The organism is Escherichia sp. MOD1-EC4550, from assembly GCF_963876935.1.
GTDB classification, from domain to species: domain Bacteria; phylum Pseudomonadota; class Gammaproteobacteria; order Enterobacterales; family Enterobacteriaceae; genus Escherichia; species Escherichia coli_F.
On sequence record NZ_CAWNSE010000014.1, the window covers coordinates 1 to 13810 of the forward strand.

Sequence of the window (13810 nt, forward strand, 5' to 3'; positions counted from 1 at the left end):
ATTTGAAAAACCTCCGGCTATGCCGGAGGATATTTATTTTCTGTCTTAACGCACCATGCACGGACGCTTGTTATCGAACGTCCAGCCTGGGATCAGGTACTGCATTCCCATCGCATCGTCACGCGCACCAAGTCCGTGCTTCTGATACAGCTCGTGGGCTTTCATCACCTGCTCCATATCGATTTCTACGCCCAATCCTGGTTTTTGCGGCACTTGAACCAGACCGCCTTTGATCGCAAACGGTTCTTTGGTCAGGCGCTGATTACCTTCCTGCCAGATCCAGTGCGTATCAATAGCAGTAATTTTACCCGGCGCAGCAGCGGCAACGTGGGTAAACATCGCCAGGGAAATATCGAAGTGGTTGTTAGAGTGTGAACCCCAGGTCAGGCCAAACTCATGGCACATTTGCGCCACACGTACCGAACCTTGCATCGTCCAGAAATGCGGATCCGCCAGCGGGATATCAACGGATTGTAACGAGAGCGTATGGCCCATCTGCCGCCAGTCGGTGGCGATCATATTGGTTGCGGTCGGCAGGCCAGTCGCGCGACGGAACTCTGCCATCACTTCACGCCCGGAGAAACCTTGCTCCGCACCACACGGATCTTCTGCATAAGCCAGCGAACCTTTCAGGTATTTACCGATTTTAATCGCTTCGTTCAGCGACCAGGCACCGTTAGGATCGAGGGTAATACGCGCCTGCGGGAAGCGTTGCGCCAGTGCCACAATAGATTCGGCTTCTTCTTCTCCGGCCAGTACACCGCCCTTCAGTTTGAAATCGTTGAAGCCATATTTTTCATATGCCGCTTCCGCCAGGCGCACCACCGCATCCGGCGTCATCGCTTCTTCATGACGCAGGCGATACCAGTCGCATGAGTCATCCGGCTGGCTTTGATACGGCAGCGGTGTGGCTTTGCGATTACCGACGAAGAACAGATAACCGAGCATTTCGACTTCGCTACGCTGTTGACCATCGCCCAGCAGCGATGCCACGTTTACCCCCAGATGCTGCCCCAACAGATCCAGCATTGCCGCTTCTATCCCGGTAACTACATGAATAGTGGTACGCAAATCAAATGTCTGCAAACCGCGCCCGCCGGCATCACGATCGGCAAATGTATTACGCACCAGCGTCAGAACGTTTTTGTATTCACCCAGCGTTTTACCCACCACCAGCGGAATTGCATCTTCCAGCGTTTTACGGATTTTCTCGCCGCCGGGAATTTCCCCTACGCCAGTGTGACCAGAATTATCTTTGATAATCAAAATATTACGCGTGAAGAACGGTGCGTGTGCACCACTCAGATTCATCAGCATACTGTCATGGCCCGCCACCGGGATGACCTGCATTTCAGTAACAACAGGCGTCGTAAATTGAAAACTCATATCTATGTCCTTTTTCAAAATCAATGACGGCCGAAAACGGGACGTTTACGGTCAAAGGTCCAGCCGGGGATCAGGTACTGCATCGGGCCCGCGTCGTTACGCGCACCGCCAGGCAGACGTTTATAGGCCTCATGCGCCTTTTGTACCTGCTCCCAGTCCAGTTCCACGCCCAGACCGGGCGCATCAGGAACGGCAATTTTTCCGTTTTTAATCTCCAGCGGATTTTTGGTCAGGCGACAATCTCCCTCCTGCCAAATCCAGTGGGTATCGATAGCGGTAGGATTACCCGGTGCCGCCGCGCCCACATGGGTAAACATCGCCAGAGAGATATCAAAGTGGTTATTAGAATGGCAGCCCCAGGTCAGCCCCCAGTCGTCGCAAAGTTGCGCCACGCGGACTGCACCGGAAAGCGTCCAGAAATGCGGATCGGCAAGTGGAATATCTACCGCATTGAGCATCACCGCATGGCCCATTTCGCGCCAGTTGGTGGCGATCATATTAGTCGCGACGGGCAAGCCGGTCGCCCGCCGAAACTCCGCCATCACTTCACGTCCGGAGAAGCCCTGTTCTGCGCCACATGGATCCTCGGCATAGGTAAGAACATCGTTTAGCCCTTTGCACAAAGAAATGGCTTCATCAAGCAGCCATGCACCGTTGGGATCAACGGTAATGCGCGCATCCGGGAAGCGTTTCTTCAATGCACGAACAGTGTCGATTTCTTGCTCGCCAGGTAACACGCCGCCCTTAAGTTTGAAATCTTTAAAGCCATAGCGATCCTGTGAGGCTTCCGCCAGACGCACAACGGCTTCGCTGTTCATCGCTTTCTGATGCCGCAATTGATACCACTCATGGTTGCCCGGCGTATTTTCCAGATAAGGAAGATCGGTTTTGGTCCGATCACCGATATAAAACAGATAACCGAGGACGGTAATAGCATCGCGTTGCTTGCCTGGCCCTAACAGTTCGCAGACCGGAACATTCAGCGCCTTACCTAGCAGGTCAAGCAAGGCGGCTTCCAGCGCCGCCACGGCATTAACGCGCAATTCAAAAGTCCAGGCACCTTTGCCGAAGGTATCAAAATCGGCTGCCTGATTACCTTTATGCACCTGCTGAACCACTTTATTCAGTCGTGCGATCTCCTGGCCCAGCACCATCGGAATAGCATCGACCAGTGTCTGATAAATCACCTCTCCGCCGGGCGCTTCACCAATACCGGTATGCCCGGCGTTATCGGTGAGTACCACAATATTGCGGGTGAAATATGCGTTATGTGCACCACCAATATTAAGCAACATGCTGTCATGCCCGGCCACCGGAATGACTTTCATATCAGTAATAACAGGACTGGATTGTGTCGCCATCTTATTGCCCCGCAACAGGTTTCAACTCGATACGCTTGATATCGCCCACCAGCACCAGGTAGCTCAGTACCGCGATTAGGGCATGAACACCAACATAAATCAGCGCCCCATTAAAGGAGCCAGTCGTGCCAACGATATAACCAATTGCGATTGGCGTGACGATACCGGAAATGTTACCAAACATATTGAACAGGCCACCGGAAAGACCGCTGATCTCTTTTGGCGCGGTATCTGCCATTACAGCCCAACCCAGCGCCCCAATGCCCTTACCGAAGAAGGCCAGCGCCATAAAGCCGATGATCATCCACTCAACGTTGACGTAGTTACAGAACACCATCACCATTGATAGCAACATGCCCATCACGATCGGTGTTTTACGCGCAATGTTCAGCGAACCTGTGCGGCGCATCAGCCAGTCTGAAATAATCCCCCCCAACACGCCGCCGATAAAACCGCAAACCGCCGGTACGGAAGCCACAAAGCCCGCTTTCAGAATCGACATCCCGCGTGCCTGCACCAGATAAACCGGAAACCAGGTAATGAAGAAGTAAGTCAGGGCGTTGATACAGTACTGACCGATATAAACGCCGATCATCATCCGTGACCCGAGCAGCTGTTTGATCTGCCCCCACTTCACGCTGAACGACACTTTAACTTTGGTGTTTTGCTGATCCATATTGATCAGCGCGCCACCCGCGGCGATGTACTCCAGCTCTTTCTGATTTACGCCCGGATGTTGATTTGGCTCATGGATGACTTTCAACCAGATAAAGCTGATGACAATGCCCAGACCGCCCATAAAGAAGAAGACGTGTGACCAACCCACTTCATGAGTCAGCCAGCCCATAATCGGCGCGAAGATCACCGTTGCGAAGTATTGGGCGGAGTTAAAAATAGACACTGCAGTTCCCCTTTCCTGCGCCGGAAACCAGGCCGCTACAATGCGACTGTTACCGGGGAAAGATGGCGCTTCAGCAAGCCCGACCAGGAAGCGCAGCGTAAACAGGGCAACGATAATGCCGAATCCACTAAAGATATCGACGAAGCCTTGCAGCAAGGTAAACATCGACCAGATAAAGATCGACCAGAAGTAGACGCGTTTTGAACCAAAACGGTCCAGCAACCAGCCACCAGGGATCTGCCCGATAACATAAGCCCATGAGAAAGCAGAGAACACATAGCCCATTCCCACAGGATCAAGGCCGATATCTTTGGCCATTTCCGAACCGGCGATAGAGAGCGTAGCGCGGTCGCCGTAGTTGAAGGATGTGACGATAAACAACATCACCACTATCCAGTAACGAGCATTCGTGCGTTTTTCCACACTGCTCGCAGCCTGACTTAAAGAACTCATTGTTGCACTCCTGAAAATTCGCGTTAGCCACGCTCACTCTGGACTGCGACATCGCCAGGAAATCAGAGGTGACGTAGGGTGTTTTTTGCCGTTTTTATAGGTCGTTCGCCGAATACGGCGCGTGTTTATATCTGGCAATAACAGTATAAAAAGCGCGCCATAGCGGCTCACCGTGCAACAACACAACATTAATGCGTTCAATGAGGCCCGATTTTGGCATTAGCCCTGGACGGTGGAATCCACTTCACGGAAATGAAAACAAGAACAAGAAAGGAAGAGTTAAAACGAAGAAATAAAGAAGAGTATGAAATGGATCGCTTGACTCCAGGCAAACGCCAGTAAAAATCGGCGCTATGAAGCAGTTTTTACTGGCATTTGCCTGAAAAGATTCGATTCAGCACCGCTAAAATGGCCTTTACCGCTCGCTGAACGTATCAGGACAACAGCGTGCCCCACTGTTCGACCCACGGATTTGATTCCGTTTCCGGTTCCGGGTTATCACTGGCGTCAATCAACAGCATTTCGCCAACTCGCTGAGCGCTCTGTTCCTGCAACAAGGCATCGAACTGTTTGCCGCCGTTGCAGAAATTCACATAGCTACTGTCGCCGAGCGCAATTACGCCATAACGCAGATTAGGCTGGAAGCCCAGGCTATCTTTGATTCCCTGAAAAAGTGGCACAATGCTATCAGGAAGGTCGCCCTGCCCGGTCGTGGACGTAACCACCAGAACGAACTTATCCTGATAGGGCAGCCAGTCACTTAATTCAGGATCTTCAAATACCGTTGCTTTGTGGCCCTGCGCGGTCAGAATTGCTTCCGCTTCTTCCGCCACTAACAGTGAATTTCCGTACATGGTGCCCACAAAAATACCAATTTCCGCCATACCGTTTTCTCCCTGGATTAGGAACTTATCTCTCCATCCTGACCCGATGGCGCGCTGAACTCAACCCTTTCATTTTCAGGAAGCAGACCCCGCCAGCCAAATTGTGATAACGCCTGCATCCAGGTGTCGTCCAGGCCCGCGTGAATAGTCAGCGGCTCGCCAGTAAATGGATGTGTCAATGACAACTGACTGGCATGCAGCATTAACCGCTGAAGGCCAAAATGTTCAGCACCGCTACGATTCTGACGTAAATCACCATGTTTGCTGTCGCCAATAATCGGATGGCGCAAGTGGGCAAGATGGCGACGGAGCTGATGCTTGCGTCCTGTTTTCGGCTCCAGTTCCACCAGACCGTAGCGCGTAGTCGGGTAACGTCCGGTCGCTACAGGCATTTCTACGGTCGCCAGACCGCGATAATGTGTCACCGCTGGCTGTGGACCTTTATCTTCGCGGGCGAATTTATCAGCGATTTTGTCCAGTTCTTCCACCAGCGGATAATCCAGCACAGCCTCTTCCATCAGCCAGCCGCGCACAATCGCATGGTAACGTTTCTGGATTTGGTGCTGTTCAAACTGTTGTGCCAGCAGCCGTCCGGCCTCGCTGGATAGTCCCATCAGCAATACGCCGGACGTCGGTCGATCCAGCCGATGCGCGGTAAATACATGCTGACCAATCTGGTCACGCACGGTTTGCATAACCACCACTTTCTCGTCGCGATCCAGCCAGCTGCGGTGAACCAGCCAGCCGGAGGGTTTATTTACCGCAACCAGCCATTCATCCTGGTAGATTATTTCCAGCATCAGCTCGCATCATCCGCAAAAAGAGCATCCAGTTTTTCCAGCTCAGCCAGAATAAGCGCGCGTTGCGGATGGTCCGTCGCCAGCGCCATTTCATAATAGGGTGCAACAGCAAAAGCGCCCGGTAATGGCTGGTTATTATCTAACAAATCGTGCATTCGCGGGATCAGCACCCACTGCAACCACTCCAGTGGTTCCATGGTGTCCATAAAGAACGGTTGGGTACTGTTAAATTGATGCGGCTGGGGTTCATCGTTTCGCCAGTGCTGATGTTCACGCAGTAATGCTTCAAGCGCCTGCAACTGGAGACGAACGCGGTCATGAGTGGTCATAAAGCAACCTCAATAAGAAAAACTGCCGCGAAGGATAGCAGGAATAAAAAAAGGGAGCACTGTATTCACAGTGCTCCCGGTTCGTTTCGCAGCATTCCAGCTACTTTTGTTGCTCCCTGCTCATCCTTGACAACTTTTCCTCTGGCCTTGCGGCCAATCGTTCATCCTGAACTATTGCTTCCTGCTCACACCACCCCGATGTGATACTTCATCCTGAAGTGTCCCTGGCCTTCCTGACCCACCGCATCATCCTGACCGGTTCTCATTCTCCATCCTGGAGGTGTCCTTTAACGCGTCCTGCGTCATCCTCTTCGCTTCATCCAGAAGCCTTTCCCTGAAACACCCTCCTGGTGTGTCCTGCAGAAGTGTCATCATCCTGATGTTCACTTCGTTGTCTGACTCCCTGTCGACGAAGATAGAATCGTCTTTTTCGCGAAGTCTTACAAGGCGCTTACAGACAATGCCTTAAGGAAAATTTCATATGAAAGTTAAGAATTAACAAGCAATATATTGATTTTAAATGAAAATAACGATTCTTATCTTTTTAAGTATTCGCTTATTTCCTGGCGATCTCCTACAGAGTCTGTAAGAGATCTCTCACAACAAGATGGGGTATTTGGATTACAGAAGAGGCTTAAGTTGATTAAGGAATTCCGCAAGATTTGAGGCTAAATGCGTGCGTTTGCGTGTTCCCAGCGTCTCTTTGCACACTTCACCGGAGAGATTACACACCGAGATGACCTCTAACTCTTCTTCCAGCGTCGCGATAAATAGCGTGGGCGGCAGTTTTAGCCTTTTCTGAGTCACCAGATGACCAATCAGATTTTCCTGCACCCGACGGAAGTCGTCTTCACTCCAGGTTTGCAGCAATGTCAGTTTGATATCGCCAAACTGCGCGTGCATATCCCCGGCAAACTGGGTCGTGTAAAAAGTATGAACCGTGGGTTGTATCACAATATCAAAAGCACGTTCAACCGCGTTTACATTTTGTTCACCGGTAAACGGCTGGGGTTGCCAGTATACAGCGTCTTCGGTGGTTGAAATAATGCACGGTGAAGGAACGCCGTACAGTTCCTCACTTAACGGCCAGCTTTTATGCTCTTCATGCCACGCATCGCAGTAGCGTGCAGTAAAATCTTTCAAGGCTTGTGCGGTCAAATCGTCCACTAATTTCTCTCTTCACTTAAACCAGATACACTTGTCGTTTAGTTTATCTGGTTTATGACGGTGAAACATGTCTTCTTATGCAAACCATCAGGCACTTGCGGGCCTGACTCTTGGAAAATCAACCGATTACCGGGATACCTATGACGCCAGCCTACTGCAAAGCGTTCCACGCAGCCTGAATCGCGACCCGCTGGGTCTGAAAGCGGATAACCTGCCTTTTCACGGTACGGATATCTGGACGCTGTATGAACTTTCCTGGCTGAATGCGAAAGGTTTGCCGCAGGTCGCTGTCGGTCATGTTGAACTTGATTACACCAGCGTAAATCTGATTGAGTCGAAGAGTTTTAAGCTTTATCTCAACAGTTTTAACCAGACGCGTTTTAATAACTGGGATGAGGTGCGCCAGACGCTGGAGCGCGACTTAAGCACTTGCGCTCAGGGTAAGGTTAGCGTGGCGTTATATCGTCTTGATGAACTGGAAGGCCAGCCGATAGGTCATTTCAATGGCACCTGCATTGATGACCAGGATATCACTATCGATAACTATGAATTCACTACTGACTATCTTGAGAATGCCACCAGTGGTGAAAAAGTAGTAGAAGAGACGCTCGTCAGCCACCTGCTGAAATCAAACTGCCTGATCACCCATCAACCAGATTGGGGTTCGATCCAAATTCAGTATCGTGGACGCCAAATTGACAGAGAAAAACTGCTGCGTTACCTGGTTTCTTTCCGTCATCACAACGAGTTCCACGAACAGTGCGTGGAACGCATCTTTAATGACCTGTTACGCTTCTGCCAGCCAGAGAAATTGAGCGTTTACGCACGTTATACCCGTCGTGGCGGTCTGGACATTAACCCGTGGCGCAGTAACAGCGATTTTGTCCCATCGACCACAAGACTGGTTCGGCAATAAATTTTTTCTCAATTTTGCGTGCTGGATTCACGCAGAAGGTTGTGAAAGGTCATCAGGCAGGGCTATTGTAATCAAAGGGAATGACGATATTCGTCCCATAAGGAGTTTTTCTTGATTACACATATTAGCCCGCTTGGCTCCATGGATATGTTGTCGCAGCTGGAAGTGGATATGCTTAAACGCACCGCCAGCAGCGACCTCTATCAATTGTTTCGCAACTGTTCACTTGCCGTACTGAACTCCGGTAGTTTGACCGATAACAGCAAAGAATTGCTGTCTCGTTTTGAAAATTTCGATATTAACGTCCTGCGCCGTGAACGCGGCGTAAAGCTGGAACTGATTAATCCCCCGGAAGAAGCTTTTGTCGATGGGCGTATTATCCGCGCTTTGCAGGCCAACTTGTTCGCGGTTCTGCGTGACATTCTCTTCGTTTACGGGCAAATCCATAACACCGTTCGTTTTCCCAACCTGAATCTCGACAACTCCGTCCACATCACTAACCTGGTCTTTTCCATCTTGCGTAACGCTCGCGCACTGCATGTCGGTGAAGCGCCAAATATGGTGGTCTGCTGGGGCGGGCACTCAATTAACGAAAACGAGTATTTGTATGCCCGTCGCGTCGGGAATCAGCTGGGCCTGCGTGAGCTGAATATCTGCACCGGCTGTGGTCCGGGAGCGATGGAAGCGCCGATGAAAGGTGCTGCGGTCGGACACGCACAGCAGCGTTACAAAGACAGTCGTTTTATTGGTATGACAGAGCCGTCGATTATCGCCGCTGAACCGCCTAACCCGCTGGTCAACGAATTGATCATCATGCCAGATATCGAAAAACGTCTGGAAGCGTTTGTCCGTATCGCTCACGGTATCATTATCTTCCCTGGCGGTGTGGGTACGGCAGAAGAGTTGCTGTATTTGCTGGGAATTTTAATGAACCCGGCCAACAAAGATCAGGTTTTACCATTGATCCTCACCGGCCCGAAAGAGAGCGCAGACTACTTCCGCGTACTGGACGAGTTTGTCGTGCATACGCTGGGAGAAAACGCGCGCCGCCATTACCGCATCATCATTGATGACGCCGCTGAAGTCGCTCGTCAGATGAAAAAATCGATGCCGCTGGTGAAAGAAAATCGCCGCGACACAGGCGATGCCTACAGCTTTAACTGGTCAATGCGCATTGCGCCAGATTTGCAAATGCCGTTTGAGCCGTCTCACGAGAATATGGCTAATCTGAAGCTTTACCCGGATCAACCCGTTGAAGTGCTGGCTGCCGACCTGCGCCGTGCGTTTTCCGGTATTGTGGCGGGTAACGTAAAAGAAGTCGGTATTCGCGCCATTGAAGAGTTTGGTCCTTACAAAATCAACGGCGATAAAGAGATTATGCGTCGTATGGATGACCTGCTACAGGGTTTTGTTGCCCAGCATCGTATGAAGTTGCCAGGCTCAGCCTACATCCCTTGCTACGAAATCTGCACGTAATCTCCCTCCCCCGGTGACGTTTGTTGCCGGGTTTTCTCGTTTTTGGTCACATACCCATCAATTTATTTCATTTGTTATATAAATGTTTCTTACCTTCCTCACGCGATAAATATCATCACAGTTAATATGTCATACAATTTATATTGCAACGCAAACGTTTCCCTATTTTCACAAACCACATTTTATCGCTATGAAAAATAAATTATCCCCATTATTCACTAAAAGTATTGATTTTTTCAGCTCAACCTACATATATTGCGCGCCCCGGAAGAGGTCAGATGTCGTTTAATGGGCAAATATTGCCCTTAAATTCTCTTTTACTTTTGATTTACAGAGTAAAGCGTTGAGATTATCTATCTTCCAAGTAGATTATTGTATTTGAGATCAAGATCACTGATAGATACATAACTTGTGTGTATCTTTCCGCCCTCAAATTATTACGGCGGAAAATGATTAAGCCATCGCCGATAGACAGATTTCATTTTTACGGTCAGGCACCTTCCCGGGCTGAACTGGCTAAAAGCTGAATTATTTGCATTCCTCCAGGAGAAATTGATGGAAACGACTCAAACCAGCACGATTGTGTCGAAAGACTCACGTAGTGCATGGCGCAAGACAGACACCATGTGGATGCTGGGCCTTTACGGCACGGCAATCGGCGCGGGCGTGCTGTTCCTGCCAATCAACGCCGGTGTTGGCGGTATGATCCCGCTGATCATCATGGCTATCCTTGCGTTCCCGATGACGTTTTTTGCTCACCGCGGCCTGACTCGCTTCGTACTGTCTGGTAAAAACCCGGGCGAAGACATCACCGAGGTTGTAGAAGAACACTTTGGTATTGGTGCAGGTAAACTGATTACCCTGCTCTACTTCTTTGCTATCTACCCGATCCTGCTGGTTTACAGTGTGGCAATCACCAACACGGTTGAAAGCTTCATGTCTCACCAGCTGGGTATGACGCCGCCGCCGCGTGCGATTCTGTCACTGATCCTGATTGTGGGTATGATGACCATTGTTCGCTTCGGTGAGCAGATGATCGTGAAGGCGATGAGTATTCTGGTATTCCCGTTTGTTGGTGTACTGATGCTGCTGGCTCTGTACCTGATCCCGCAGTGGAACGGCGCAGCACTGGAAACGCTGTCTCTGGACACTGCATCGGCAACCGGCAACGGTCTGTGGATGACCCTGTGGCTGGCGATTCCGGTCATGGTGTTCTCGTTCAACCACTCTCCGATCATCTCTTCTTTCGCCGTTGCGAAGCGTGAAGAGTACGGCGATATGGCAGAACAGAAATGCTCGAAGATCCTGGCATTCGCACACATCATGATGGTGCTGACCGTAATGTTCTTCGTATTCAGCTGCGTACTGAGCCTGACTCCGGCAGACCTGGCTGCGGCTAAAGAGCAGAACATCTCGATTCTGTCTTACCTGGCTAACCACTTTAACGCACCGGTTATCGCGTGGATGGCTCCGATTATCGCGATTATCGCTATCACCAAATCCTTCCTCGGCCACTACCTGGGTGCACGTGAAGGCTTCAACGGTATGGTGATTAAATCTCTGCGTGGTAAAGGTAAGTCTATCGAAATCAACAAGCTGAACCGTATCACTGCGCTGTTCATGCTGGTAACGACCTGGATTGTTGCCACCCTGAACCCGAGCATCCTGGGTATGATTGAAACCCTGGGCGGCCCAATCATCGCAATGATCCTGTTCCTGATGCCGATGTACGCAATCCAGAAAGTACCGGCAATGCGTAAGTACAGCGGTCACATCAGCAACGTATTCGTTGTCGTGATGGGTCTGATTGCAATCTCCGCAATCTTCTACTCTCTGTTCAGCTAAGTCCTTTCGCGCCGCTTTCGGGCGGCGCTTCCTCCGTTTTAACGCGATGTATTTCCTATGATTAGCGTATTCGATATTTTCAAAATCGGCATTGGCCCTTCCAGTTCTCATACCGTTGGACCAATGAAAGCGGGTAAGCAATTTACCGACGATCTGATTGCCCGTAACCTGCTTAAAGACGTGACCCGCGTGGTGGTTGACGTGTACGGCTCGCTCTCTCTGACCGGTAAAGGCCACCACACAGATATCGCCATAATTATGGGTCTGGCGGGTAACCTGCCGGATACCGTGGATATCGATTCCATCCCTGGTTTTATTCAGGATGTGAATACTCATGGTCGCCTGATGTTGGCAAACGGTCAGCACGAAGTGGAGTTCCCGGTTGATCAGTGCATGAACTTCCATGCCGATAACCTTTCTCTGCATGAAAACGGCATGCGCATTACCGCGCTGGCGGGCGATAAAGTCGTTTACAGTCAGACTTACTACTCTATCGGCGGTGGCTTTATCGTTGATGAAGAACATTTTGGTCAGCAGGATAGCGCACCGGTTGAAGTTCCTTATCCGTACAGTTCCGCTGCCGATCTTCAAAAACATTGTCAGGAGACCGGGCTGTCACTCTCTGGTCTGATGATGAAAAACGAGCTGGCGCTGCACAGCAAAGAAGAGCTGGAACAGCACCTGGCGAACGTCTGGGAAGTAATGCGTGGCGGTATTGAGCGCGGTATTGCCACCGAAGGCGTTTTGCCAGGTAAACTGCGCGTTCCACGCCGCGCTGCGGCACTGCGCCGGATGCTGGTTAGCCAGGATAAAACCACTACTGATCCGATGGCAGTTGTTGACTGGATCAACATGTTTGCGCTGGCAGTGAACGAAGAGAACGCTGCGGGCGGTCGCGTGGTGACTGCGCCGACTAACGGTGCGTGCGGGATTATCCCGGCAGTGCTGGCGTACTACGACAAGTTTATCCGCGAAGTGAACGCTAACTCACTGGCTCGTTACCTGCTGGTTGCCAGCGCGATTGGTTCTCTTTATAAGATGAACGCCTCGATTTCTGGTGCCGAAGTGGGTTGCCAGGGTGAAGTTGGCGTGGCGTGCTCTATGGCGGCAGCTGGTCTGGCAGAACTGTTAGGCGCAAGCCCGGCGCAGGTGTGCATCGCGGCGGAAATCGCCATGGAGCATAACCTCGGTCTGACGTGTGACCCGGTTGCTGGACAAGTTCAGGTACCGTGCATTGAGCGTAACGCCATTGCGGCAGTAAAAGCGGTGAACGCTGCACGTATGGCGCTACGCCGTACCAGCGAACCACGTGTCTGCCTCGATAAAGTTATCGAAACCATGTACGAAACAGGTAAAGATATGAATGCCAAGTACCGCGAAACCTCTCGTGGTGGCCTGGCGATGAAGATTGTTGCCTGCGATTAATCGCTCTCCAGAGGCCTCGATTTGCGAGGCCTCTTCCCGTTTTCTCATCCAGCCGTAGCCTCTTCCAGTAGTGAATGTTACCCTTATCGCCTGATCTTTAAGGGGGTTATCGTGGCTGTTCATTTGCTTATTGTCGATGCACTGAATCTTATCCGTCGCATTCATGCCGTTCAGGGGTCGCCTTGTGTCGAAACCTGCCAGCACGCGCTCGATCAGCTCATTATGCACAGCCAGCCAACCCACGCGGTCGCCGTTTTTGATGATGAAAACCGCAGTAGCGGCTGGCGTCATCAGCGTTTACCAGATTACAAAGCGGGTCGACCACCAATGCCGGAAGAGTTGCACAACGAAATGCCTGCATTACGCGCCGCCTTTGAGCAACGAGGCGTCCCGTGCTGGTCAGCCAGCGGCAACGAAGCCGATGACTTAGCCGCCACGCTGGCGGTCAAAGTAACTCAGGCCGGGCATCAGGCAACAATTGTTTCGACAGATAAAGGCTACTGCCAGTTACTTTCACCTACATTACGTATTCGTGATTACTTCCAGAAACGTTGGCTGGATGCACCATTTATTGATAAAGAATTTGGCGTTCAACCGCAGCAGTTACCCGATTACTGGGGGCTGGCGGGGATCAGCAGTTCAAAAGTGCCGGGCGTTGCGGGGATCGGGCCAAAAAGCGCTACGCAGCTGCTGGTCGAATATCAAAACCTGGAAGGGATATATGAAAATCTGGACGCGGTTGCCGAAAAGTGGCGCAAAAAATTAGAAATGCATAAAGAGATGGCATTTCTGTGCCGCGATATTGCCCGCTTACAGACTGATTTGCATATCGACGGCAATTTACAGCAATTGCGGTTGGTACGGTAA

The 13810-nt window shown here is 50.9% G+C and carries 12 protein-coding genes; 5 read left to right on the forward strand and 7 right to left on the reverse strand.

All coding sequences use genetic code 11. The features are described 5' to 3' along the window. Positions 1–45: 45 nt before the first annotated feature. The 7 genes from gudD to syd form a co-directional block, all read right to left on the reverse strand. Complete coding sequence (gene gudD, locus AACU19_RS11495) at positions 46–1386, reverse strand: glucarate dehydratase (RefSeq protein WP_105278883.1); 1341 nt, start codon at positions 1384–1386, stop codon at positions 46–48. Positions 1387–1406: 20 nt separating this feature from the next. Then, positions 1407–2747: an enolase C-terminal domain-like protein gene (locus tag AACU19_RS11500; protein WP_000235392.1), complete on the reverse strand. Its 1341-nt coding sequence runs from the start codon at positions 2745–2747 to the stop codon at positions 1407–1409. Between the two features lies 1 nt (position 2748). Beyond that, complete coding sequence (gene gudP / locus AACU19_RS11505; RefSeq protein WP_000097090.1) at positions 2749–4101, reverse strand: galactarate/glucarate/glycerate transporter GudP; 1353 nt, start codon at positions 4099–4101, stop codon at positions 2749–2751. A gap of 434 nt (positions 4102–4535) precedes the next feature. Continuing rightward, entirely contained in the window at positions 4536–4985 is a 450-nt protein-coding gene (locus tag AACU19_RS11510) for a flavodoxin (RefSeq protein WP_105278884.1), read from the reverse strand. 17 nt (positions 4986–5002) lie between these two features. Next, the gene (gene truC / locus AACU19_RS11515) at positions 5003–5785 is read right to left on the reverse strand and encodes a tRNA pseudouridine(65) synthase TruC (protein WP_000889771.1); all 783 of its coding nucleotides are present in this window, start codon (positions 5783–5785) and stop codon (positions 5003–5005) included. Beyond that, on the reverse strand, positions 5785–6114 hold the full coding sequence (locus tag AACU19_RS11520; protein WP_000206991.1) for a YqcC family protein: 330 nt from the start codon (positions 6112–6114) through the stop codon (positions 5785–5787). Before AACU19_RS11520 ends, truC begins: the two co-directional genes overlap by 1 nt. A 621-nt stretch (positions 6115–6735) precedes the next feature. Continuing rightward, positions 6736–7281 carry a SecY-interacting protein gene (syd, locus tag AACU19_RS11525; protein ID WP_000342437.1) on the reverse strand — a complete coding sequence of 182 codons (546 nt, stop codon included), beginning with the start codon at positions 7279–7281 and terminating at the stop codon, positions 6736–6738. Between the two features lie 67 nt (positions 7282–7348). Here syd and queF point away from each other — a divergent pair, with 67 nt between their 5' ends. From queF to xni, 5 genes are all read left to right on the forward strand, one after another. Then, complete coding sequence (gene queF / locus AACU19_RS11530) at positions 7349–8197, forward strand: NADPH-dependent 7-cyano-7-deazaguanine reductase QueF (protein WP_039021096.1); 849 nt, start codon at positions 7349–7351, stop codon at positions 8195–8197. Between the two features lie 111 nt (positions 8198–8308). Then, positions 8309–9673 carry a nucleotide 5'-monophosphate nucleosidase PpnN gene (ppnN, locus tag AACU19_RS11535; RefSeq protein WP_000627995.1) on the forward strand — a complete coding sequence of 455 codons (1365 nt, stop codon included), beginning with the start codon at positions 8309–8311 and terminating at the stop codon, positions 9671–9673. A 555-nt stretch (positions 9674–10228) separates the two neighbouring features. Then, complete coding sequence (gene sdaC, locus AACU19_RS11540; protein WP_000450486.1) at positions 10229–11518, forward strand: HAAAP family serine/threonine permease SdaC; 1290 nt, start codon at positions 10229–10231, stop codon at positions 11516–11518. A 57-nt stretch (positions 11519–11575) separates the two neighbouring features. Next, positions 11576–12943 (forward strand): L-serine ammonia-lyase II, encoded by a 1368-nt coding sequence (gene sdaB, locus AACU19_RS11545; RefSeq protein WP_000626401.1) that lies wholly within the window; start codon positions 11576–11578, stop codon positions 12941–12943. 111 nt (positions 12944–13054) lie between these two features. Next, on the forward strand, positions 13055–13810 hold the full coding sequence (gene xni, locus AACU19_RS11550; protein ID WP_039021094.1) for a flap endonuclease Xni: 756 nt from the start codon (positions 13055–13057) through the stop codon (positions 13808–13810).

Excerpts from the sequence above, each read along its gene's own strand:
- gudD (WP_105278883.1), bottom strand. The coding sequence starts at position 1,386 with ATGAGTTTTCAATTTACGACGCCTGTTGTTACTGAAATGCAGGTCATC.
- AACU19_RS11500 (WP_000235392.1), bottom strand. The coding sequence starts at position 2,747 with ATGGCGACACAATCCAGTCCTGTTATTACTGATATGAAAGTCATTCCG.
- gudP (WP_000097090.1), bottom strand. The coding sequence starts at position 4,101 with ATGAGTTCTTTAAGTCAGGCTGCGAGCAGTGTGGAAAAACGCACGAAT.
- AACU19_RS11510 (WP_105278884.1), bottom strand. The coding sequence starts at position 4,985 with ATGGCGGAAATTGGTATTTTTGTGGGCACCATGTACGGAAATTCACTG.
- truC (WP_000889771.1), bottom strand. The coding sequence starts at position 5,785 with ATGCTGGAAATAATCTACCAGGATGAATGGCTGGTTGCGGTAAATAAA.
- AACU19_RS11520 (WP_000206991.1), bottom strand. The coding sequence starts at position 6,114 with ATGACCACTCATGACCGCGTTCGTCTCCAGTTGCAGGCGCTTGAAGCA.
- queF (WP_039021096.1), top strand. The coding sequence starts at position 7,349 with ATGTCTTCTTATGCAAACCATCAGGCACTTGCGGGCCTGACTCTTGGA.
- sdaC (WP_000450486.1), top strand. The coding sequence starts at position 10,229 with ATGGAAACGACTCAAACCAGCACGATTGTGTCGAAAGACTCACGTAGT.
- sdaB (WP_000626401.1), top strand. The coding sequence starts at position 11,576 with ATGATTAGCGTATTCGATATTTTCAAAATCGGCATTGGCCCTTCCAGT.